The following is a 24,856-nucleotide window of genomic DNA, read 5'->3' as shown; positions in this document are numbered from 1 at the left end:
TATAATGATTATTTGTACAGTAATTTATATAGTAATATTTGAGGTTTTGCTTGTAATATGGATATTAATTAGGTACAATAAAAATGTATGCGAAGGGAACTTTATATCTTATAATAATGTATTATAGATATAAGGAGTATACATGGACTTAATTAAATTATATAAAAAGCGTAGATATATTATTAAAACAGCTGTATTAGTATTAATTATTATAATTGCAGGCATATTTTATATAAACCCAACCAAAGAAGATGGCAGTGTTATAATTAATAAAGATAATATTTCAGATAAGGAAAGTGATAGCAAGAGTATTATCGGTGGAGTTACCAGCGGCGGTGCTGCTGATATTAACAATAGTAATGGTATTAATGGTAACGAAGCAGGCAATGACGGACTGGATGAGAATAACAGTAAGATATATGTATATATATGTGGTGCAGTTGTTAATGCAGGAGTTGTCAGTGGTGGTGCAGGTATGAGACTGTATCAGGCGGTGGAACTTTGCGGAGGTCTTATTGATGAGGCAGACGGCACCAGAGTTAATCTTGCAATGCAGTTAAAGGATGGAGATAAAATATATATCCCATATGCTTACGATGATATAAGCCTGACAGATGAAATGAACAACGGCTGTAATCCTAATGCCACGGGAATATCGGGCAGTAATACAGAGAATTCAGACGGTAATAGCGAAAGTTATGGTAGTAACACAGGGGGAGCAGGCAGTAGTAATCTTATTGATATTAATAAAGCTTCCAAGTCTGAACTTATGCAGTTATCCGGCATAGGTGAGGCGAGGGCATTAGATATAATAAGTTATAGGGAAAAGCATGGTGCTTTTAAAAGGATAGAAGATATAAAGAATGTATCAGGAATAAAAGATGCAGCATTTAACAAGATAAAAGATTATATATGTGTTTGAACAAGGAGTAATTATTAAAGATGGCGGGTAAAGTATTAGTTGTTGATGATGAAAAGATGATTGTTAAAGGAATTAAATTCAGCCTTATACAGGACTACAGTGTGGTTGACTGTGCCTATGATGGTGAAGAAGCACTTGATATGGCTAAGAACAATGATTACGATATAATACTTCTGGATATAATGCTTCCTAAGATGAATGGACTTGAGGTATGCCAGCAGATAAGAGAGTTCTCTAATGTTCCTATAATTATGCTTACGGCCAAGGGCGATGATATGGATAAGATTATGGGACTTGAATATGGTGCGGATGATTATATAACAAAGCCATTTAATATTCTTGAAGTTAAAGCAAGAATGAAAGCAATCTTAAGAAGAAATAATAAGCCTGAGAAAGAACAGGCTAAGAGTAATGTATTAAATATCGGGGATATGAGAATTGACTGTGACAGCAGAAGTCTTTTTATCAGAGGCAAAGAGATTTACCTTACAGCTAAGGAATTTGACCTTTTAGAGCTGCTTGCATTTAATCCTAACAGAGTATATAGCAGAGATGTACTTTTAAAGACAGTGTGGGGAGCGGATTACCCGGGTGATGGACGTACAGTAGATGTTCATATAAGAAGATTAAGAGAGAAGATAGAAGATAATTCAAGTGAACCTAAGTATGTTCATACTAAGTGGGGAGTAGGTTATTATTTTAATGTTTAATATAAATAAAGGAACGCGGGGACAATCGGCTAAATCCAGGATGAATCATAAGAAATTAATAACAGATATATTAAGTTTTTTCTTAAGCACAAGATTCAGACTCGTATTTATAATAGCAGTAATGTCTATTATATCGACAATCTCAGCAGTCAAGGCTGTTAAATATTCATATACGACATCACTTGTTGAAGCAAGGAAAGCATACGTTAATAATGAGGCTGTGCTTATTGCGGCTGAATTTACGAAGTACGGAAGCATTGATGAAGCACATAATGATGGGGTGTATGAAAATCTTATGAATTATTCATCACTTAATGCAATAAGAATAAGGCTTGTAGATAAGAAATATAACATAAGCGTGGATACATATGCTGTTGACACTGGAAAGACTATGATTAATTCCAAGGTTATAACTGTGTATGACAGTCCTAAGACAATAACTGATTACAGCAAAAAGACCGGCAATATAGAAGCAGCTTCTCCTGTATACAACAGCGAGGGACAGCTTATAGCTGTTCTAGTAGTTAATCTTGATATATCAGATATAAGCCAGATAGCAGGGAATGCTTTTGACAGGATATGGGTTATTGAATTTGTGATAATTACTATTATTCTTGTTGTTTCGATTATTGTGACATATTTTTATTTTAAGCCGTATAAGAAAGCACTTCATATTGTTGAAGAAGTTGATTTTGGATATATAGACAAGAGAATGGACGTTAAAGGTTCTACAGAACTTAGACAGTTTGCAAAGCATTTTAACAGTATTATGGACAAGAACAGTGAACTTGATAATTCAAGGTCTGAGTTCGTGTCAAATGTATCACACGAGTTAAAGACACCTATAACTTCAATTAAGGTTCTTGCTGATTCGCTTAATACGCAGGAAGATGTTCCTGTGGAAGTATATAAGGAATTTATGGTTGATATTGTAAGTGAAATTGACAGGGAGAATAAGATTATTGAGGATCTTTTATGTATGGTAAGGCTTGATAAAGCTTCAGCTACCCTTAATATTTCATCAGTTAATCTTAATGAACTGTTAGAGCTTGTGTTAAAGCGGTTAAAGCCGCTTGCACAAAAGAAGAATATAGAATTGTTATTTGAGAGTTTCAGACCGGTTGTGGCACAGATTGATGAGGTTAAGATAACACAGGTAATATCTAATCTTGTTGAAAATGCTATCAAATATAATGATATGGACGGCTGGGTGCATGTTTCACTTAATGCAGATCATCAGTTCTTTTTTGTAAGGGTTGAAGATTCTGGAATCGGAATACCTAAAGAGAGCCAGAGCAGGGTTTTTGAGAGATTTTACAGGGTTGACAAGGCAAGGTCAAGGCAGACAGGTGGAACAGGTCTTGGACTTTCTATAGTTAAGAATATTATATTAATGCACCATGGAACAATTAAGCTGTATAGTGAGGAGGGGATGGGAACAACATTTACTTTCAGAATACCGCTTAATTATGTAGAGTCAGATGATGAGGATAAGAATGAGAATTAGACTATTGATTAATAAGCTGGTGGTTATATTATTATGCTGTTGTATGGCTGTAGAGCTGACGGCGTGTTCTTCACAGAACAGGGGCAGGCAGTATACGGTTTATTATACGAACAGTTCAAAGGACAAGCTTATAGAACAGAATTATAATATTGACATTGACACTTCTATAGAAGATACAGCAAGACAGCTTCTTGATAAGATGAATGTTAAGCCTGCTGATAAGAATGAGTATATAATAAAGCCTGATAATGTTACGTTGTTAGATGTTATGCTTGATGGAAAAGCAATTGCACTTAATTATTCATCTTCATATAAGCAGATGAGTACGCAGGTTGAACTGTTATTCAGGGCAGCGGTAGTAAAAATGCTTACGCAGATAGATGATGTATTGTATGTACATTTTTATGTTGATGGCAAGGAAGCTTTGTATGAGGACGGTACAGTTATAGGTGCATTAAAAAAGACGGATTTTACGGAATCAGACAGTGCATTTGGAGAAATGGACTGGCGTAATGTACAGTTGTATTATGCAGATTATACAGGTACAAAGCTTGTTAAAGTCAAGGAAATGCTTGCTTATAATAAGAATATGCCAATAGAAAGAATGATTGTGCAGAGGCTTATAAGCGGACCTACAGCCGCAGGAGCATACACTTCACTGCCAAAGGACGTCAAGCTTCTTGGCGTGTCTGTCGTAGAAAAGGTGTGCTATGTTAATCTTAGCGAGGAGTTCCGTGACGAGCTTGTTAATGTGAGCTCATATGTTGAGATATATTCAATAGTTAATTCATTATGTGCCCTTGACAGCATAGAGTCTGTTAAAATATTCATTAACGGAGATTATACGAATACGTTCAGGGACAGTATAAGCCTTGACAGACTGTATAAATTTAATTCAGGTATAGTTGAATAAGCGTTCCAGAAAGGAACAAAAGGTTAGTTATTTGAAAAGACCATTATTAAGTGCGGCTGTAACTCAGCTTATAGCCGCAGTAATATCTACATATTGTTACAGGGAAAAGCTGCATTGGAGTGCAGTGCCTGTAATAGTATTGGTTGGAATTCTGGCATTTGAAGTTTTACGCATATGTGTAAGATTCAATAAGAATTCCTGTCTTTATTATCTTATATTTCTTATATTTCCAGTGACAATAATAAGAACAGGCATAGTAAGTGACAGACTGGGAAAATGTTATGAGGATATAACATTTACAGGCACAATATATAATATGCAGAATAAGGATGGTTATAATGTTTTGTATATTAATAATACGGACATTCATACAGGAATTATTGTATACACAGATGATAATAAATGTAATGCAGGAGACATAGTGCGGGTTACTGGAGATGTTAAGAAATTTGATAAGCCAAGAAATTATGGCAGTTTTGACGCTAATATGTATTATATTTCGCTGGGTTATCCATATAAATGCAATGCAGATAAGGTTGTAGTTACAGAGAGTAACAATAACCGGCTTAGATATATTTTGTATGTAATTAAGCAAAAGATTAAGGGTATATATGCAAAGGTATATAAAGATAAAGCTGGGCTTATGTCATCAATTGTGTTAGGTGATAAATATGAGCTTGATATTAAGACTAAAGAGGAATACCAGAAAAATGGAATTGCACATCTGCTTGCAATAAGCGGTCTGCACATATCTTTAGTTGGTATGGCTGTATATAAGCTAATAAGAAAATATATAGGGATAATGAAAGCTTCTGTAATATCAATCGCGGTTATTATAATGTACCTTATTATGACAGGAGAAACGGTATCTGCCAAAAGGGCGGTATGTATGCTGGTGCTTATTATAATTGCAGATGTATATGGCAGGACATTTGATATTCTTACAGGGTTGTCAGCTGCTTCAATATTAATACTTGGGCGTAATCCATATACGGTCTATAGTATGTCATATATAATGTCATTTCTGGCGATTATAGGTATATCACAGTTATATCCTGTATTAATGCCTGATGAAAAAGCTATAAATAGCAGAATGGACAATACTGGCAAAATAGTAAAAAAGTCGATAGTGTACATTATTAATGCATTGCTATGTAGTATTGCGGTTACATTAGCGACACTTCCAGCAGTGCTTTATAGTTATAATTCGGTATTCATGACAAGTATTTTTATTAACTGCATTGTAATACCACTTATGCCAGTGGTGATGATAACGGGAATTATTACAGCATTTGCTGGTTTTATATCGCTTAAGCTTGCGTATTTTACGGCTGGGGCAGGTAATTATGTTCTTGATTTCTATGACTTTGTGTGCGAACGTAATTCAAGGTTGGGACAGTTCAGAATAATAACAGGACAGCCGCCAGCAGGAATAATTATAGTATATAGTGTGCTAATGATAATATTTATCATTATAAATAAGCCGTCCTTTAAATATAACTTTAAGAATTATTGCAAGATGCATAGCTTGGTAAATAAAGCAATTAACAACATTATTGCTGTTATGCTGGTGGTATTGGTCCTTAATATGCGCTACAAGCCTTATAACGGGCTGCAGATTAATATGTTAGATGTAGGGCAGGGCGACAGCATATATGTAAGTGCTTCGGGCAGACATAATTTTTTGTTTGACGGTGGAAGTACGGATATTAAAAGTGCAGGACAGTACCGGGTGTATCCTGCATTGCGTGCGATGGGCTGTAAATATATAGACTGCATTTTTATAAGCCATACGGATAATGACCATATAAGTGCAGTTATGGAGCTTATTAAGATGTGTAATGATACATTTTCTATTGGGAGTATTGTTATGCCGGATATTAAAGGCAAAGAGAATATAGAGGCATATATGAAGCTTGTGGATATGGCTGATAAAGCAGGCATAAATGTATGTTATGCCGTAAGAGGATATACATTTACAGTAGGAGAGCTGGATATTAAATGTATACATCCTTGTGCTGGTTACGACTATGAGGATAGTAACGATTATTCTGCTGTTTATTGCATAAGTTATAAAAAATTCTCAATGCTTATGACTGGTGATGCAGAAAGCAGGGCAGAGGACTGCCTTATTAATGATATTAATAAAGAGAGAGCAGCTAATGTAGATATTAAAGATGAGCTTTCTGATATAACAGTTCTAAAGGTGGGACACCACGGCTCTAAATATGCTACAAGTGATAAGCTGCTTAAGACAATTAAGCCGCAGTATGCACTTATATCGTGCGGTATCAATAACAGGTACGGGCATCCCCATAGTGAAACGCTTGAAAGGTTAGAAGACAATAACTGCAAGGTGTATGTTACAAATACCTTAGGAGAGATAATAATTAGAACAGACGGTTACAAAATGAGCGTTCATCAATATTTACAATAATGCAGTATAAATGGTACAATTATACTTATGAAAACTTTAAATGATAATATAAAAAAAGGCGAATATCAGAAAGTATATCTTATATATGGTGAGGAAGAATATCTTAAAAAGCAGTATAAAGATAGAATGAAACAGGCGATAATAGGTGATAATACTATTAATTACAGTTATTTTGAAGGAGATAATACAAAGCCTGAAGATGTAATTACTATATGTGAGACAATACCATTTTTTAGCGAAAGACGACTTGTTATAGTAAGTGACAGCGGGTATTTTAAGACGGCTAATGATAAAATGGCAGACTATATTAAGGAACTGCCGGATTATCTTATATTAATATTTATAGAAAAAGACGTTGATAAGAGAAATAAAGTATATAAGGCTGTAAGTTCTAATGGATATGTATGTGAAATGCAGTATCAGACACCAGCAACGCTTAAAAGGTGGATAGCAGGAATGATGGCTTCCAATGATTATAAAATAAGTGAGGCAGCATGTGAGCTTCTTCTTGATAAGACTGGTGCAAGTATGGAGCTCATAAGAAATGAGATAGACAAGCTTATAAGCTATTGCAGTGATAAAAAGATGGTTATGCCGCAGGATGTTGAGGCGGTATGTTCAACACAGACTGTAAGCCATATATTCGATATGCTTGAGGCGGTTGCCAATAAGAATAAAGAAAAAGCACTTTCGCTTTATTATGATTTGCTTACATTAAAAGAGCCTCCGATGAGAATACTATATCTTATAGTAAGGCAGTTTAATGGAATATTGCAGGCAAAGGAGCTTGCGGCAAGGGGGCTTTCAAGCAAAGAGATAGCTTCGGCTATAAAGGTTGCACCATTTGTTGCTGGTAAATATCTTTCACAGGCAAAATATTTTACAACAGATACAGTTAAAGATATATTAAATGAATGTGCAGATATAGAAGAACGTGTAAAGCAGGGAAGATTGCAGGATAAGCTCGGAGTAGAGCTTATAATAATTAAATATTCAGCGTAAAATATAATAGGGAATTTCCTATTACATAAAAAAGACTGGTGCGAGGGTATGCACCAGTCTTTTATGTTAAATAAAATAATTAAGCTAAAGTGTTAACAGCCTTAGTAATACGAGATACTTTTCTAGCAGCTGTGTTCTTGTGGAAGATTCCTTTAGAAGCAGCCTTAGATATCTCAGCTATAGCAACAGGAAGAGCAGCTTCAGCAGCAGCCTTGTCACCAGCAGCAACAGCAGCGTCTACCTTCTTGATATAAGTCTTAACCTTAGACTTTATTGCCTTGTTTCTATCAGCTCTTACCTGACTTGTGATTACTCTCTTCTTAGCAGATTTAATGTTAGCCAATCCGTACACCTCCAAATATTAATATAATCTTAGTTATCTGTTTCGCATTAAAGCCGGACACGGACGATCTAATGTAAACATACTCATATATCTTATAGTAGAAAGTCCATAATGTCAACCATTAATTCACAAAAATATTTATTATTAAATAAATATTCCTGCACATTATAAATAATAAGATGTGAAAAATCAATATGATAGAGATTTTTCGTATAAAAATAATGATGCAAGGGTCATAATTCAGGGACAAAATACCTTTTGATTCTTGGTGTCATATAAAGTATGGAATTAAATATGTATACAACATTATATGGGAGTTAAAGATATGCAGAATAATATTAGAACAGACCTTGCAGTAGAATTAAATGAGGAGATTTCAAGAAAAGCCGGCAGGTTAAAAGGCATTATTGTAAATCAGCAGAAAGATAAGGATACAGGGATAGAAGTTACAAGCCTGAAGGTTACTAATAAAGCAGGTGAGAGAATGATTGGAAAGCCAATGGGCACTTATATAACGATAGAGGCAAGAAGGATAAATGAGATGAATGAAGATTATAACAATAATGTCACCCAAATTCTGAAAAATTATATCAGCGAACTTATAGGTGAGCTGTTAAAAAATAAAAAAGTTAAAGATAACGGAAAGAACAGCAGACAAGATAATAAAATACCATTTCCAGGTGGGAAAAATATAAGCTCCAAAAGACACATAAGTCTTTTGGTGGCAGGACTTGGCAACAGGGATATTACATCGGACTCGCTTGGACCACTTGTTGTAAAGAACCTGTATATTAATGGACATATTGATAATGATGATACGGGGCTGTGTGTATGTTCAATAATACCGGGAGTTATGGGGGATACAGGTATGGAAACTGCGGATATAATTAAGGGAATTGCAAAGCAGATAAATCCGTCAGTTATTATTGCAATAGATGCACTTGCAGCAAGAAATATAGAAAGGCTTAATACTACAATACAGCTGTCGGACAGGGGCATTAATCCAGGATCAGGAGTAGGCAATCACAGAGTTGGAATTAATTATGAGAATATAGGAATACCAGTTCTTGCAATTGGAGTTCCAACAGTAATAGATGCTTTGACAATAGTAACAGACCTTGTAAGTCCTCTTATAGGTGATTGCAGTGCTGATGAGATAGCAGCATTTTTTTCAGGGATAGACAATAATATGAAGGATATGTATGTCACACCTAAAGCGATAGATCAGGACATTAAAAATATAAGTGCGATAATATCATCAGCTATAAATAACCTGGAGCAGGCTGGAATATCTGGATAATTACAAGCTTTGAACGGACTGTAAAATTATTAGTTATAAATACAATATTTTGGCTGATGGATATTTTTAAATAAAATAGGTAATATTCTTAATAAGCATTAATACAATTAAATATCAGATATAAATTCGATATAAAAGTACAGTAAAGTTGTATACAAGAATGGAGGATTAGCATGGAGCGTAAGCACAGGCTGTCATCATTATTGTCAATTGTGATTATTGTAATTGTATTGGCACTTATAGGTAAGAATATGAAGGTAACAGCATTTATAGAGGATACATTTATTAGTGGCTGTTTAAGGCTTATGTCACCTGCAATGCTGTTTTATGACAAGCCACAACTGCTGGATAATAATATATGGGCACAGCTGGTTAATAATGTTGTACCTGTCAATGCTGTGATTAATAACCAGAATGATGATTATATAAAGCTTGCAGACAATGATGCAGGTGGTGTTATAAGTATTAATGCTGGAGCAGATAATCTGGTAAATGGTCTTAACAATGGTGAAGATAATAGCGGTACAAAAAATGAGACAGATAATAATGCAGGCAATGCTGGTGATACACAGCCGCAGGAGAGTATAATTGCAGGAAATACCACGCAGAACAGTAATATTAACAACAGCCAGCAATTGAACGAATCGGATATACGGAATATTATTTCAAGAAATACAGTGAGCGGTGCAGTATATGATAAATCGCAGCTTACAGATTATAACTTTGTGAGAAGCCATTTTTATACAGTTACATCAATAACGGATCTGACTGACAGTATACTGCGGCCGGCAGAATTTATAGAGAAAAATCTTGCAATAAGCAAGGATAACAGCAAGCCGCAGATACTCATTTTCCATACTCATTCACAGGAGGGATTTACAGATACAGTAGAGGGAGATGTGTCAACGACAATAATAGGAGTTGGCGATTATCTCACAGAACTGCTTGTCAATAAGTATGGATATAATGTCATACACGATACGAGTGTGTATGATTATGTAGACGGAAAACTTGACAGAAGCAAGGCATATACATATGCAGAAAATGGTATTGAGAAAATACTTGCTGACAACCCTACGATAGAAGTTGTTATTGATCTGCACAGAGATGGTGTTGCAGATACAACACATCTGCTTACTAATATTGACGGAAAAGATATGGCGAGGGTTATGCTTTTTAATGGACTTAGCTATAGTAAGGTAAATGGCGATATTGCATATCTTAATAATCCTTACAGGGACGATAATCTTGCTATGAGCCTGCAAATGCAGTTGTTAGGCGAGGCTTATTATCCGGGATATCTTAGAAATATATATGTTAATGCATACAGGTACTGCCTTCACAAAAGAGGAAGGTCAATGTTAATAGAGGCAGGAGCACAGACTAATACAGTTGGAGAGGTTAAAAATGCTATGGAGCCATTAGCGGATATTCTTAATAAATGTTTATCGGGTGAGAAAATGATTAATTAATTGTACTTGAATTACGGCTGATTTGATTGTATTATAATTACGTCAATCAGTTAAACTGATAAATCGATAAAATAAAGGCTAGGAGATATAAGTATATGAATAGAGTATTAGAAGATATACAGCCCAAGAATGTATTTAGATTTTTCGAGGATATATGTAATATTCCACACGGTTCAGGCAATGTTGAGAAGATAAGCAGATATCTTGTTGATTTTGCCAAGGAAAGAGGACTTGATTACAGACAGGATGAGAATTTCAATGTTGTTATAAGAAAGCCAGCAACTAAGGGAAGCACAGGAGCACCAGTTATTATTCAGGGACATATGGATATGGTTGCTGTTAAGACACCAGACAAAGATAAAGATATGGAAAATGAAGGCCTTGACCTTTTAGTTGATGGTGATTATATAAAGGCAGACAGAACAAGCCTTGGTGGAGATGATGGAATAGCAGTAGCATATGCACTTGCAATTCTTGATGATGACTCAATCAAACATCCGGATATTGAAGCTATATTTACGGTAGATGAAGAAGTAGGTATGCTTGGTGCAGAAGCTATGGATTGTTCAGATATTAAGGGAAGAATAATGCTTAATATTGATTCAGAAGATGAAGGTATCTTCTTATCAAGCTGTGCAGGTGGAGCTGTTATTATATCTAAGTATCCGGCAGTAAATACAGAAGTTACGGGAACAGAAGTCACAATAAATGTATCGGGAGTTACAAGCGGACATTCTGGTGTTGATATTATATACCAGAGAGCTAATGCCAATGTTGTTCTTGGCAGACTTCTTTTTGAATTATCAAAGCAGTACAACTATAATATCAGGACTATCTCAGGTGGTGAGAAAGATAATTCAATTGCCCCACGTTCAGAAGCAGTTATCGTTGTAGAAGATGGTGATACTGCTGGCGTAGTAGAAATGCTTAATAAGTATGCACAGCTTATAATTAATGAATATAGTGTTACAGATAAGGATATGTCTATTAAAGTAAGTCAAGGCAGTGGAGTTTGTGTCCAGGCAATGGATTACAGTTCTACTAATAAGGTTGTACTTGCACTTACACATATTCAGGATGGTGTTGTTAAATTAAGCAACGACATTAAAGGACTTGTACAGACATCAATTAATGCGGGTGTTGTAAGAATGGAAGATGGAAAGGTTGTAATTACGTATCTTCTTAGAAGCTCAGTAGAGAGCGAGAAAGAATACCTTATAGATAAGGTTACAAGTATGGTTGAGCTTCTTGGTGGTGAATATGTTATCACAGGAAAGTATCCAGCCTGGGAATACAGGAAAGAGTCAATGTTAAGAGAAATTATGTCTGATTCTTTCAAAAAATTATACGGAAAAGAACCGGTTATTCAGGCTATACACGCAGGTGTTGAGTGTGGTATGTTTGCAGATAAGCTTGACGGACTTGACTGTGTATCATTCGGACCGGATATTATTGATATTCATACATTTAATGAAAAGCTTAATGTACCATCAGTACAACGTACATGGGAGCTTATATTAGATGTACTTGCTTCATTCTAATTAATAAATACAAAGCAGTAATTGATATGCGTTAAATCAGAAAATGGCTTGCAAAAAGTTCATATTTAGATTATTTAGGCATATTGATTGCTGTTTTTTAATTTGTTTATACAAATGTAACAAAAATCACAGCATTTTTAATAAAATATTGACAGATGTTATATATAATGTTATCTTATATGAGTACATAGCATTTAGCTATAATCTATTAATGATACAATAGATAATTCGTAGTAATACATTTATAGAATACAATCTATTGTTATTGTACCTGAAAAGGTATGTCGTGGGCGTGGGTCTTGCCCAGTTAATTCCCAATTATGTATATATTCACTGCGCAGGAATATAACTATTATTTTACGAAAGGAATATATTAAATGAAAGAAACTAATACTATATCTATGATGAATTTTGAGGATTTTAAGAAAGTTATTATGAAGAAAGCTGAACCTGTAGCAGGAGAAGGTGGGACTGTTGATATAACACACGTTATAAAGAATAATGGTTGTGAATATGACGGGCTTATTATACTTAATGAGGGGAGTGTGATATCGCCAACAATATATTTGAATGATTATTATGAGCAGTATGTTAATGGTAAATCAATAGACAGTATATTTGCTGGAATTAAGGAGTTGTATTATCTGAATAAAGACAGATTATCGGTTGATACGCAGAGTCTTATGAGTTTTGAGGGGATAAAAGATAAAATTGTATACAAGCTTATTAATTACAATGCGAACAGGAAGCTGCTAAGCCTTGTGCCACACAAGAAAATACTTGACCTTGCAATGGTATATTACTGCATATTAGGGGAGATTGAGGATGGCAATGCAACAGCTCTTATATATAACAGCAATATAAAGAACTGGCACATAAAAGAAGATGAGCTGTACAGGACAGCGGTTAGTAATACACCTAAGCTTCTTCCTGTAAAGATATATGAAATGTCAGAACTTATAAAATATGTTGATACAGCAGAGGGAAGATATTCATTGGATGATCCTTGGTGCAGTAATCTTTATGTACTTACTAATAAAAGCCGAATTAATGGTGCGGCGGGCATTATGTATGAGGGAGTATTAAAGAAGCTTGCAGATAAGCTGGAGAGTGATATGTATATATTGCCTTCATCAATCCATGAAGTTATTATTCTTCCAAAGTCAACAATGTTTAATAAAGAGGAACTGATGGCTATGGTAAGAGATGTTAATACAGAGGGAGTTTCAAAAGACGAAGTTCTGTCATATACAGTGTATGAATATGACAGAAATACAGAAGAAATATATTCTTAAATGCACACAATGGGAGTCGAACCCACGACCTTTCGCTCCGGAGGCGAACGCTCTATCCAACTGAGCTATATGTGCTGATAATAATTAATAATACACTATTTTTTATAAACAAGCAAATGTTTTGATTTTGTTGTCTGTTTTTGATATTATGATATGAGTGCCTGAAGGATAAAATAATATATTCTTATTGAAAAATACATAAATACATATATGAAAATATGCAATGTATGGCATATTTAAAAATGTATAATGATATGTGGATATATAGAGAATGGAATTATCCTTCTGGCACTATAAAGTTTATGGCTTCTGATATTTAATCAGAAGGCGATAATTTTGAAAGGAGCACATATATAATATATATGCGGATAAATAAATATTTAAGTGCCAAGGGAGTATGTTCAAGGCGTGAGGCTGACAGGCTTTTAGAGGCAGGCAGGATAACAGTTGACGGGGCCGTTGCTGAATGTGGGCAGCAGGTTGATGATAATAATATTATATGTATAGATGGCAGTAAGATTTCTAATGATAAACCAGAAGATATACTTATAGCATTTAATAAGCCTGTTGGCATTGTATGTACAACAACTAACAAGCAGGGAAATAACAATATTGTTGATTATATAGGCTACAGTGAAAGAATATATCCGATAGGAAGGCTTGATAAGGAGTCGGACGGACTTATTCTTCTTACAAATAATGGTGAAATAACTGACAGGATATTACGCTCAGTTAATGGACACGAGAAAGAATACATTGTTAAAGTTAACAAGAATATAACTAAAGATTTTCTTGATAAAATGTCTGCTGGCGTGTATTTAAAAGAATTAAATGTCAAGACTAAACAGTGCAGAATATATAAAGTAAACAGCAATACATTCAGAATTGTACTGACACAGGGGCTTAACAGGCAGATAAGAAGAATGTGTCAGGAGTTGGGATATAAGGTTGAAAAGCTTACAAGAATACGGGTTATGAATATTGAACTGGGTGACCTTGCCTGCGGCGAATACAGAGTAGTAGAGGGTGCAGAGAAAGAAAAGCTTTATAACAGCCTGTAGGGTGTGAGTGCTGCTTTTTTGCTATAGCTGGATAAGAGAAGCTTTGAAATAGGTTTATAGGTATGTATATTTAATTGTTAATCTGGAGGAATATTAAGATATGGAGAAGTTAGATAGAATTAAGGAGCTTGTTGCACTTCTTAATAAGGCAGGAAAAAGCTATTATTCAGAGGGACAGGAAATAATGTCTAATTATGAATATGATGCTTTATATGATGAACTTAAAAAGCTTGAAGAGGAAACTGGCTGTGTGCTTTCGGACAGTCCTACAGTAAATGTTGGATATGAAGTATTAAGTGAGCTTCCAAAGGAACGACACGACTCACCAATGTTAAGCCTTGATAAGACCAAAGACAGGGAAAGCTTAAGGAGCTGGTTAAAAGACCAGAAAGGATTGTTATCGTGGAAGCTTGATGGACTTACTATAGTTCTTACATATGAGAATGGAGAACTGGTAAAGGCGGTAACAAGAGGCAATGGACAGATTGGTGAAATTATTACTAACAATGCAAGAATGTTTAAGAATATACCTGTAACTATAAGTTATAAGGGAAGACTTGTGTTAAGAGGAGAAGCAATTATAACTTATTCTGATTTTAACAGAATTAATGAGGAAATTCCTGAAACAGATGCCAAGTACAAAAATCCAAGAAATCTTTGCAGTGGCTCAGTAAGACAGCTCAATAATAAGATAACAAAAGAGCGTAATGTCAATTTCTTTGCATTTACGCTTGTATCAGCAGATGGAGTAGATTTTAATAATTCAAGAAAATGCCAGTTTGAATGGCTTAAAAGCCAGGGATTTGATGTTGTTGAATATAAGGAAGTTGATAAAGATAATATACTAGATGCAATTGACTGGTTTGAGCATACAATTGTTAATAACGATTTTCCGTCAGATGGACTTGTTATTATATATGATGATATTGCTTATGGTGAATCGCTTGGAAGAACAGCGAAGTTTCCAAGAAATGCTATGGCATTCAAATGGACAGATGAAACCGCAGAAACTACATTAAAAGAGATAGAATGGAGTGCTTCAAGAACGGGACTTATTAATCCTGTGGCAATATTTGAACCGGTTGAACTGGAAGGAACTAAAGTTTCAAGGGCAAGCGTGCATAATATAAGCATAATGGAAAGCCTTAAGCTTGGAATAGGTGACACAATTAAAGTATTTAAGGCCAATATGATTATTCCGCAGATTGCAGAAAATATTACACAGAGCGGAACAGTAAGGATACCAGAAGTCTGTCCGGTATGTGGTGGAAAGACAAGGATAAGCGATGTTAATGATGTAAAATCATTGTATTGTGATAATGAACAGTGTCAGGCTAAGCACATAAAAAGTTTTGCACTTCTGGCATCAAGAGATGCACTTAATATAGACGGTTTATCAGAGGCAACTTTAGAAAAGTTCATTCAGAAAGGTTTCCTTAAGAGGAGAGGGGATATTTTCAGAATATCAAGATATAAAGATGAGATAACAGCAATGGATGGCTTTGGCGAGAAGTCTTATAATAATCTTATTGATGCACTTGAAAAGGCGAAAGATACAGATTTAGTCAGGGTTATATATGGCCTTGGAATAGATAATGTGGGACTTTCCACAGCAAGATTAATAGTTAATAAGCTTAATAATGACCCTGAGGCAGTTCTTAATGCTACAGCAGATGAACTTACTGATATAGATGGAATAGGTGAAGTTATAGCAGAGGCATTTGTTGAATATTTTAAAAATGAAGATAAGAAAGATGAGTATCTTGACATATTAAGTGAGGTTAATATTAAAGAGGCTGAAAATGTACAGACAACCGAGGAACTTGCTGGCAAGACATTTGTTATAACAGGAAATGTTAATCATTTTGCTAACCGTAATGAACTTAAGGCACTTATAGAGAGTATGGGAGGCAAGGTGACAGGTTCTGTCACAGGTAACACATCGTATCTTATTAATAATGATAGTACATCGCAGTCAACTAAGAACAAGAAAGCTGCCCAGCTTGGTGTTCCAGTGATTACGGAGGAAGAATTCATCAAGCTTGCAGGAAAAGATGAATTGTTGTAGAATACATCATTAACAGTAAGTTTGACTATATTAAAATGTGATTTACACAGGAATCGAGGTAAATATGCCAATTAAAATACAGAATGATCTTCCAGCTAAGCACGAGTTAGAGGAAGAAAATATATTCGTGATGGACGAAAGCAGGGCACTTTCACAGGATTTCAGAGAATTGCAGATAGCAATTCTTAATCTTATGCCAATAAAGCAGGACACAGAATTGCAGTTATTAAGAGCATTATCTAATACTCCATTACAGATTGATGTGACATTTATACAGACAGAATCACACGTGTCAAAGAATACATCATCATCACATATAAAGAAATTTTATGAAACATTTTCTAATGTAAAAGACAGAAATTTCGATGGACTTATAATAACAGGAGCACCAGTTGAAAAGCTTGCATTTGAAGAAGTGAACTACTGGGATGAGCTTACAACAATAATGGAGTGGTCAAAAGAGCACGTTACATCAACACTCCACATATGCTGGGGTGCACAGGCGGGACTTTACTACCATTATGGAATTAAGAAAGTCCTTCTTGATGAGAAATTATCAGGTGTATACAAGCACCACGTTCTTAACAGAAAAGAGCCTCTTGTAAGGGGATTTGATGATTTCTTTATGGCACCACATTCAAGATATACAGAAGCGTGCAGGAAAGATATATTAAACAACAAACAGCTCAAGGTATTTGCTGATTCAGATGAAGCGGGCATATATATTGCAATAGGACAGGACGGCAAGCATATATTTGTTATGGGTCACCCTGAATATGACAGAATGACACTTGATCAGGAATATAAGAGAGATTTAGACAAGGGGCTTGAGCCACAACTTCCAGTGAACTATTATCCAGATGATGATTGCAACAGAAAGCCAGTGTTATCTTGGAGAAGCCACGCTAATAATCTTTATACTAACTGGCTGAATTATTACGTATATCAGACTACCCCTTATGACCTTAATGATAAGGTTCAGACGTATGGGAATTAGGGCTGGGATTTGTTGTTGTTTGGAAAGTAGGTGATGTTATTCTTGCAATATTGCTATTTGGAGAAATAAAATAATTATGTTTTTATTATAAGCACCAACAGAGTAAAATCTTAAGGTGCTTATTTTTTACGCAATTATAATGGCTGGTCTATATCTGATGGTATAGATACTTGACGTACGCAAAAACGTACGTTATAATAATTTTGACATAAAAATTTCTACATTCAAGATAATATTTAGCATATAATTAAAGAAGAACAGATGCAAAATATAATATAATTTATAAGAGATAAGATAGAAACATATAGAGTGTAAGAGAGAAAAACATAATAGAGTGTAAGAGAGATTTAATGAGAGAATAGTAATAAAAAATAATTACATTTAGTATAAAATAGAACAGTATATTTGATTAAAGGAAAAAGGTAAGGAGATTTTATTATGTCAGCAATTAATATAACAAACGCAAGAAAGGAACTCTATAATTTGGTGGAGGACGTTAATCTCTATAGTGAACCAACTTTAATTGTAAGTAAGAAAGGTAATGCGGTTCTGATATCGGAAAGTGATTGGAATGCAATTCAGGAGACGATTTATCTTAATTCCATTCCAGGTATGGTTGAGTCCATAAAAGAAGGAATGGATACGGCAATAGAGGATTGCGTGCCCGAAGAAGATGTAGAGTGGTAAAAATATGTACCGAATAGTTTACACTAAACAGGCAGTAAAAGACATTAAGAATTTGAAAAGTGTACATCTTGATGAAAAAGCAAAAAAACTAATAGAAGTTATTAAAGAGAATCCATTTCAAAATCCACCTCCATATGAGGAATTACTTGGTAATTTACAAGGTGTATATTCAAGAAGAATAAATATTCAGCATAGATTGGTATATCAAGTGTATAATGAGCCGATTATAGCTGGTGAAATTGAGTATAATGGAACGATAAAGATTATCAGAATGTGGACACATTATGATAAAGTAAGATAAAAATAATCAACAGAATTAAGGTGACCCAATATGATAAACGAAAAAGAAATAATGCCCTTTAATTTCTTCAAATATGGTGGCATATACACCGGTGGGCATAATGGTATGAGATATAAGATTGAGCGTACAGGCGAAAAGCCAGATTATGTACTTAATGTACTAATCTGGCAGGGTCCGTATGCCTCAACGGCGATGAAGGAAGAAGATATTACAGCTAAGGAATTTGAATATTCAGAAGAAGGCAGGAGTAGTGCAATTCAGTGGATACAAGATATGTATGATACTAATATTGACCGCTGGGAAAATGCACCATCAATTAATCAGGTAAAGTCAACCTTGGAATAGATTATTATATAGATTAAGCAGGATAATAGTATATTTGCACACAAAGAAAATATACTGTTAAGGGTCAGTGGAGTTACACAAGATAACAGGCTTGTTATTAATCTAAGTGCTATATTAGATGATGTAACTGCAATAATACTTAAGCTTAATGGAGTAATTATATTATTTATGATATCTGGCTTAAAATGATACATTTTGTAAAGCTTGATATAATGCAGGGTGCACACTAATATATTGCTGATTATAAGTCCGTAGATATATCCGGATATGCCAATTCCGGGAACGAGCAGTATTAATGAGGCTATTCTTATAGCAAGACCAGTTATGCTGTATGCACAGGTTCTTGCAGTCATATTAAGGCCGTTTAATATGCTTGCAAGGCTTGTTTTGACATATAGAAATGGACATATACAGGCAAGCATAATGGTATAATTGTATACACTGGGTTCGTGAAACAGTGTTGCTCCAAGTCTGCCAATGTATAATATAAATAGCACACAGCTCATTATACCAAGGTGCATACATATATTCACGGACTGGTGAAGAGTTGTGATTACACTGGAACTACGTTGTACAGAGTTGTCTTCTGACACTTTAGGAAGAAGCATAACAGACATTGAGTTGGTTATGGCAGACGGAAAGAGGAGCAGTGGAAGTGTCATTCCAGATATAATTCCATAAGTGCTGACAGCATTTTCTTTTGACAAGCCATATATAATAAGCTGGGCTGGGATTAATATTGCCTCAGCACTTTCAAACAGGTGCAAAAGGAGGCTGTTTAAGTTGAGCGGGAGAGCATATAGTGCAATAACTCTGATGTAAGAGGTTTTGCATGCTGAACAGCTATTGTTATTTCTAATAATTTTATTATTCTTATTATTCTTATTATTTTGTTTGTTGTTTACATAGACACATCCAATGCAGAATATATCTGCACAGACTTCACCTGCGATATTACCATATAAAGCATCAGTTACAGTTAAAGTTTCCAGATTTTCAGAAATCAGGTGATAATAGATTATCACACTGAATATTCGTATTAATTGCTCGATTATCTGTGATATTGCGGGAATAAATGTCTTTTTACAGCCGTAATAATAACCGCATATACAGCTGTGTATTGCGGATAAGGGAATACCAATTGCGATTATCTGGATAAGTGGAGCACAATCGGCGTTAAACATAAGTTTATCGGCTATTTCATATGAAAATGTGGCACATACCGCAGAAAATATACAGGATAACGGAAAACTCATTAAAAGACCACCAAGGAGTACATTGATATTTCCGTGTGTCTGTGCTGTGTATTTGGAAATTGCAGAATTAAAGCCACACATACATACAGAAAATGCAATTCCACATAAGGGAAGAACTAATTGCAGCATTCCCATTCCGTATGAGCCAATGTGTGAATTAAGAAAAATGCGGTAATAAAATCCAAGTATGCGGCATAGAAGTCCGGCGATTGTAAGAATGATAGTTCCTTTGATTACAGGAGTATATAGTAGTTGTCTGCCTGATTTGCTGCTCATAATTAAGAAAAGGCTCCGTTGTCTTTATTAACATAGTATGCAGCTTTTGAATATAATATTAATAAGTAATACAGTGGATTGTGAACTTAAATATTGACTGTATGGAAAGAGGGAAAAGCTGGGAGGAGGCATATGTTATATCTTGATAATGCGGCGACAACGCCTATGAGTTTGCCGGTGTGTAAGGCTATGTGGCAGTATATGATAAATGATTATGGAAATCCATCGTCAATATATGAATGTGGAAGAAATAATAAAAGGGCAGTTGAAGAAGCGAGGGCAAATATAGCCGGACTGATAGGCACAGAGGCTGATAATATATATTTTACATCTGGCGGAACTGAGAGCGATAACTGGGCATTAGAGGCAGCGGTTGCAGGAAAGCACAGTGGAACTATTATAGTAAGTGGAATTGAACACCCTGCAATATTAAATAAATGCAGGGATTTAGAGAAACGTGGGTATAATATAGAATATTTAAGATGCACATCGGATGGCATAATTGATATTGAGGATTTAAGAAGAAAGATAAAAGATGATACTTTGCTTATATCGGTTATGCTTGTTAATAATGAGATAGGAATAATACAGCCATTAATGCAGGTTAGTGCGGTGGCATCAGAATACGGTATTCCTGTTCATACAGATGCGGTTGCGGCATTTGGACATATTGATATTGATGTTCATAAGCTTGGAGTATCTATGCTTAGCGTGAGTGCACATAAAATATGCGGACCTAAAGGTGTTGGATTTTTGTATACAGACAGGGAGCTTGAGCCGTTAATATATGGAGGCGGACAGGAGAAAAATATGCGTTCCGGTACAGAAAATGTTGCTGGAATAATCGGACTTGCAACAGCTGCGGATATTGCTGTTAATACACTGCATTACAGAATGGAAAAAGAGTGGAATATACAAAGATATATGGCAGAGCGGATAGTTAATGAAATCCCGTATACAAGCATTAATGGCAATATGACAGGCAGGGTATCAGGAAATATTAATATCTGTTTTAAAGGTATAAGTGCAGGTGAACTTGTGCTTCTTTTGGATAAACAGGGCATATGCGTATCCTCTGGTTCAGCGTGTCACGGCAATCACGGCGGACCTTCGCACGTATTAAAGGCTATAGGAAAGACTGATGAAGAAAGCCTTGCTTCAATAAGACTTACATTTAATCATACATTAAATCGAAATCAGGCTGATTACTGCATTGATTGTATTAAGAAAAATGTTGCAGCATTACGGGAAATTAAAAATGATTAAAATAAATCTTGGAACTATAAAAAATAATGCACTTTACAAAAAGTGAAAAATATATCAAAGGATTAATATAATATCAGCCCATAAGGTATGAAAGAAAAATCCATACTTATGGGCCGGATATACGCTGTTAATTAATGCTGCAGATGCAGTGGCAGATACTTGGTCTTTTCAGATATTAATAAACATATATGGAGCAATCAGTCTACAGAAAAGCTGGTGATGATAACCCTTATGTGCTTATATAGATACGAATTCAGGCTTTCTTTCCTTGAATATAGTATAATAGTTAAATCCTGTATTTTTAAGCATATCAGTGATTATTTCATAGGAATATGCAATATGGCAGGCTTTATGGGCATCAGAACCTGTTGTTATAATCTCGCCGCCAAGTGAGTGGTACATTTTTACTATATCAAGGCAGGGATTAGGATTTTTAAGTCCGTATTTAAGTCCTGCGGTATTGATTTCAATGCCTTTGCCCTTGTCAATAAGAAGTCTTAGGATTGTATCGAAATAATCATAATAATCTTTCCAGTTATAATCATTATCCTGATCAGGAGCATATCTTACAATATAATCAAGATGTCCGTATACATCAAAGTTATCGCAAGTTTTAATGCAGTCGGTTATTGCTTCATAATATCTGCTTATTGCATCTTTTACGGACACGTTATCCCAGAATTCAGGATAATAAGGGTCGTTGCCATATACAAGATGTGATGAACCAATTATAAAATCAAGTCTGCCAGTAGGGTCGTAGTTGTTGATTTTATCTTTAGCAGAAGAAAGAAGTCCCTGTTCGACACCAATTCCAATAAAAATATCATTTTTATAATGCTCTTTTAATTCAAGCAGTTCGTCTGTATATTTGTCATAATCAAGGGCAAATACAACATTTCCGTCCTCTAAAGGGTAATCGTAGTCGTTGTGTTCTGTAAAACATATGCTTTTTAACTGCATATTGATGGCATTTTTGATTATATTCTCAGGAGTTTCGGTTGAATCAGACGAAAAATGCGAGTGAAGATGCCAGTCTGAAAGTTCAGGATAAGTTCTCATATATGTCTTCTCCATTTCATAAGTAAAATTAGATTGTTATTATGTGGGCTGCTAAACAGTCACGATGTATAAGTGAGCAGTAAAGATTATTCTGATACTTACATCATATTTATAATTATTATATTGTTGATTATAGCATTATTAGTTTGAAAATGGTACTAAAGCCCTTGAAAATATTTGAATTGATTGTTATTATGTAAACGTATTTTTACATTCTTTACACAAAATGCACAATTTCTTTACTTTTATTAAGTATAGATAAATCTTTATTAACAGATAATTAGTATGTGCAGGACAGGAGAAAAAAGTGAATATTGAGTTAGTTGGCAATTTGTTTATGTTTGCAGGCGGCATCGGTATGTTCTTATATGGAATGAACATAATGGCAGATGGTATGCAAAAGTCAGCGGGAAGCAAGATGAAACAGCTCATAGGCTATCTTACAAGGAACAGATTATTAGCTGTTCTTGTTGGAGCATTTATAACAGCCATAATTCAGAGTAGTGGCGCGACAACAGTTATGGTTGTTGGATTTGTTAATGCTGGTCTTATGACACTTGTACAGGCTGTAGGAGTTATAATGGGTGCTAACATTGGTACAACCATAACAGCATGGATTGTATCTTTAGGACAGCTCGGAGATGCTGTCAAAGTGTTAAAGCCATCATTTTATGCACCTCTGCTTGTAGGAATCGGTGCAATTCTTGTATTGTTTAGTAAGAAGCCTAAAAAGAAAATGGCAGGAGAGATAGTTGTAGGTATCGGACTTTTATTCTTAGGACTTGATTTTATGTCAGAGTCGATATCTCCATATACAGATGCACCTATTTTTTCAAAAGCGTTTGAAGTAGTAGGAAGTAATCCATTATTGGGCATTGCAATTGGTATTGTAGTAACAGCAATTCTACAAAGCTCTTCTGCATCAGTAGGTATATTACAGACACTCGCAATTAATGGAGTGGTTACTACCAATGCGGCAGTATTTATTACGTTGGGGCAGAATATAGGTTCGTGTGTAACTGCAATTATATCAAGTGCTGGTACAACAAGGAATGCAAAGAGAGCAGCTTGTATGCATCTTTTATTTAATGTTGCGGGAGCAGTTATATTTGGAACAGGTGCTTTTATATTATTTATGTTTAAACCTGCGTTAGCTGTGCATAATATAACAAGTGTGGAAATATCTATATTCCATACGTTCTTTAACATAATATGTACAACTATAATGATGCCATTTGGAAGTCTGCTTGTTAAACTTTCAGGCATAATTATAAGAGAGAAGACTGAAGATGAAGAAAATGCTTCATTAGAGGCAAGCGACAGTTATGCGGCAGAGTTATCAAGACATTTTGACAGCAGAATATTAGAACAGCCATCAGTAGCGGTTGACAGGGCACTCAGCGAAGTTATCATAATGGGCAATCTGTCACTGGATAATATAAAATATTCGGTAAGTGCTGTTATGAACAATGATCAGGATATGATAGATAAAGTCATAGAGACGGAACACAAGGTTGACCTCTATGAAAAGTATCTTACAGAATATCTCATAAAAGTTAATAATCTTTCCATAACGGAAGAACAGCATTTACTTATTAATGATTTATTCCATGCGATTATTGATATTGAGAGAGTGTCAGACCATGCAGAGAATATGTCTGATCTTGCCAAATACAAGATAGATAATGAAATAATATTCTCCCAGCATGGAATGGAAGAACTCAAGAAGTTATCTGAAAAGGTTATTGTCTGTTTCTCAGAGGCAATTAAAGCCAGGGAAAAGTTCAGCAGGGTTGCAGCAGATAATGTATGCCGTATAGAAGACGAGGTTGATGATTTAGAAGAAGAATTAAGAAATAAACATATCGAGAGATTATCTTCTGGATTATGTAAGCCATCTAATGGCGTTGTATTCCTTGATATTTTGTCTAATCTTGAGAGAATGTCAGATCACGCTAATAATCTTGCGGACTGTGTGTTAGCAGAGATAAAAGAGAAAAAATAAGCTGATTAGTGAGTTTCAGAACAGACTAGATATAATAAGATTAATGGAATATGGTAAAAAGTTTAATTTGAATGGCGAAATATATAATAATTT

The 24,856-nt window shown here is 35.0% G+C and carries 21 protein-coding genes and 1 tRNA gene; 18 read left to right on the top strand and 4 right to left on the bottom strand.

Features of this window, described 5'->3' with window-relative positions:
• Positions 1-142: 142 nt before the first annotated feature.
• From BM157_RS01955 to holA, 6 genes are read left to right on the top strand one after another with little or no spacing between them, the layout of a single operon-like run.
• The gene (locus BM157_RS01955) at positions 143-922 is read left to right on the top strand and encodes a helix-hairpin-helix domain-containing protein (RefSeq protein ID WP_055174260.1); all 780 of its coding nucleotides are present in this window, start codon (positions 143-145) and stop codon (positions 920-922) included.
• A gap of 20 nt (positions 923-942) precedes the next feature.
• Positions 943-1,632: a response regulator transcription factor gene (locus BM157_RS01950; protein ID WP_055307154.1), complete on the top strand. Its 690-nt coding sequence runs from the start codon at positions 943-945 to the stop codon at positions 1,630-1,632.
• Positions 1,625-3,139, top strand: a complete 1,515-nt coding sequence (locus BM157_RS01945) for a sensor histidine kinase (RefSeq protein WP_318255746.1) — start codon at positions 1,625-1,627, stop codon at positions 3,137-3,139. The genes BM157_RS01950 and BM157_RS01945 overlap by 8 nt, the downstream gene beginning before the upstream one ends.
• On the top strand, positions 3,129-4,052 hold the full coding sequence (locus BM157_RS01940) for a GerMN domain-containing protein (protein WP_022502081.1): 924 nt from the start codon (positions 3,129-3,131) through the stop codon (positions 4,050-4,052). Before BM157_RS01945 ends, BM157_RS01940 begins: the two co-directional genes overlap by 11 nt.
• A gap of 31 nt (positions 4,053-4,083) precedes the next feature.
• Positions 4,084-6,489 carry a DNA internalization-related competence protein ComEC/Rec2 gene (locus BM157_RS01935; protein ID WP_318255745.1) on the top strand — a complete coding sequence of 802 codons (2,406 nt, stop codon included), beginning with the start codon at positions 4,084-4,086 and terminating at the stop codon, positions 6,487-6,489.
• Between the two features lie 27 nt (positions 6,490-6,516).
• On the top strand, positions 6,517-7,491 hold the full coding sequence (gene holA, locus BM157_RS01930; protein ID WP_090139753.1) for a DNA polymerase III subunit delta: 975 nt from the start codon (positions 6,517-6,519) through the stop codon (positions 7,489-7,491).
• Positions 7,492-7,570: 79 nt separating this feature from the next.
• Here the strand turns inward: holA and rpsT are convergent, their stop codons facing one another.
• Positions 7,571-7,834, bottom strand: coding sequence for a 30S ribosomal protein S20 (gene rpsT / locus BM157_RS01925; protein WP_022502078.1), 264 nt, complete (start codon positions 7,832-7,834; stop codon positions 7,571-7,573).
• 325 nt (positions 7,835-8,159) lie between these two features.
• Between rpsT and gpr the strand changes: the two genes are divergently transcribed.
• The 4 genes from gpr to BM157_RS01905 all read left to right on the top strand — a co-directional run bounded on the left by gpr (position 8,160) and on the right by BM157_RS01905 (position 13,442).
• Positions 8,160-9,134, top strand: coding sequence for a GPR endopeptidase (gene gpr / locus BM157_RS01920; RefSeq protein ID WP_055307151.1), 975 nt, complete (start codon positions 8,160-8,162; stop codon positions 9,132-9,134).
• A 173-nt stretch (positions 9,135-9,307) separates the two neighbouring features.
• The gene (locus tag BM157_RS01915; protein ID WP_318255744.1) at positions 9,308-10,606 is read left to right on the top strand and encodes a stage II sporulation protein P; all 1,299 of its coding nucleotides are present in this window, start codon (positions 9,308-9,310) and stop codon (positions 10,604-10,606) included.
• Positions 10,607-10,701: 95 nt separating this feature from the next.
• A complete protein-coding gene (locus tag BM157_RS01910; protein ID WP_022502075.1) occupies positions 10,702-12,147 on the top strand; it encodes an aminoacyl-histidine dipeptidase in 1,446 nt (481 codons plus the stop codon).
• Between the two features lie 377 nt (positions 12,148-12,524).
• The gene (locus BM157_RS01905) at positions 12,525-13,442 is read left to right on the top strand and encodes a DUF5688 family protein (RefSeq protein ID WP_090139751.1); all 918 of its coding nucleotides are present in this window, start codon (positions 12,525-12,527) and stop codon (positions 13,440-13,442) included.
• Position 13,443: 1 nt separating this feature from the next.
• Here BM157_RS01905 and BM157_RS01900 read toward each other — a convergent pair.
• Positions 13,444-13,517: transfer RNA gene (locus BM157_RS01900), tRNA-Arg, on the bottom strand.
• Positions 13,518-13,804: 287 nt separating this feature from the next.
• Here BM157_RS01900 and BM157_RS01895 point away from each other — a divergent pair.
• The 6 genes from BM157_RS01895 to BM157_RS01870 all read left to right on the top strand — a co-directional run bounded on the left by BM157_RS01895 (position 13,805) and on the right by BM157_RS01870 (position 18,901).
• Complete coding sequence (locus tag BM157_RS01895) at positions 13,805-14,503, top strand: pseudouridine synthase (RefSeq protein WP_022502073.1); 699 nt, start codon at positions 13,805-13,807, stop codon at positions 14,501-14,503.
• 100 nt (positions 14,504-14,603) lie between these two features.
• Complete coding sequence (gene ligA, locus BM157_RS01890) at positions 14,604-16,571, top strand: NAD-dependent DNA ligase LigA (RefSeq protein WP_022502072.1); 1,968 nt, start codon at positions 14,604-14,606, stop codon at positions 16,569-16,571.
• A 64-nt stretch (positions 16,572-16,635) separates the two neighbouring features.
• On the top strand, positions 16,636-17,568 hold the full coding sequence (gene metA / locus BM157_RS01885; protein WP_090139748.1) for a homoserine O-acetyltransferase MetA: 933 nt from the start codon (positions 16,636-16,638) through the stop codon (positions 17,566-17,568).
• A gap of 438 nt (positions 17,569-18,006) precedes the next feature.
• Entirely contained in the window at positions 18,007-18,255 is a 249-nt protein-coding gene (locus BM157_RS01880) for a type II toxin-antitoxin system Phd/YefM family antitoxin (RefSeq protein ID WP_055174270.1), read from the top strand.
• A gap of 4 nt (positions 18,256-18,259) precedes the next feature.
• A complete protein-coding gene (locus BM157_RS01875; RefSeq protein WP_022502221.1) occupies positions 18,260-18,556 on the top strand; it encodes a Txe/YoeB family addiction module toxin in 297 nt (98 codons plus the stop codon).
• 105 nt (positions 18,557-18,661) lie between these two features.
• Entirely contained in the window at positions 18,662-18,901 is a 240-nt protein-coding gene (locus tag BM157_RS01870; RefSeq protein ID WP_242858672.1) for a hypothetical protein, read from the top strand.
• Here the strand turns inward: BM157_RS01870 and BM157_RS01865 are convergent.
• Positions 18,877-20,433, bottom strand: a complete 1,557-nt coding sequence (locus tag BM157_RS01865) for an oligosaccharide flippase family protein (RefSeq protein ID WP_090139746.1) — start codon at positions 20,431-20,433, stop codon at positions 18,877-18,879. The genes BM157_RS01870 and BM157_RS01865 overlap by 25 nt on opposite strands.
• 132 nt (positions 20,434-20,565) lie before the next feature.
• Between BM157_RS01865 and BM157_RS01860 the strand changes: the two genes are divergently transcribed.
• Positions 20,566-21,699, top strand: coding sequence for a cysteine desulfurase family protein (locus BM157_RS01860; RefSeq protein ID WP_090139744.1), 1,134 nt, complete (start codon positions 20,566-20,568; stop codon positions 21,697-21,699).
• Positions 21,700-21,936: 237 nt separating this feature from the next.
• Here the strand turns inward: BM157_RS01860 and BM157_RS01855 are convergent, their stop codons facing one another.
• Entirely contained in the window at positions 21,937-22,758 is an 822-nt protein-coding gene (locus BM157_RS01855) for a histidinol-phosphatase HisJ family protein (RefSeq protein ID WP_090139743.1), read from the bottom strand.
• A gap of 307 nt (positions 22,759-23,065) precedes the next feature.
• Between BM157_RS01855 and BM157_RS01850 the strand changes: the two genes are divergently transcribed.
• Positions 23,066-24,763 carry a Na/Pi cotransporter family protein gene (locus tag BM157_RS01850; protein WP_055174275.1) on the top strand — a complete coding sequence of 566 codons (1,698 nt, stop codon included), beginning with the start codon at positions 23,066-23,068 and terminating at the stop codon, positions 24,761-24,763.
• Positions 24,764-24,856: the final 93 nt, after the last annotated feature.

The sequence above is a fragment of the [Lactobacillus] rogosae genome, from assembly GCA_900112995.1.
GTDB lineage: Bacteria > Bacillota > Clostridia > Lachnospirales > Lachnospiraceae > Lachnospira > Lachnospira rogosae.
This window is presented reverse-complemented; position numbering and strand designations above follow the sequence as displayed.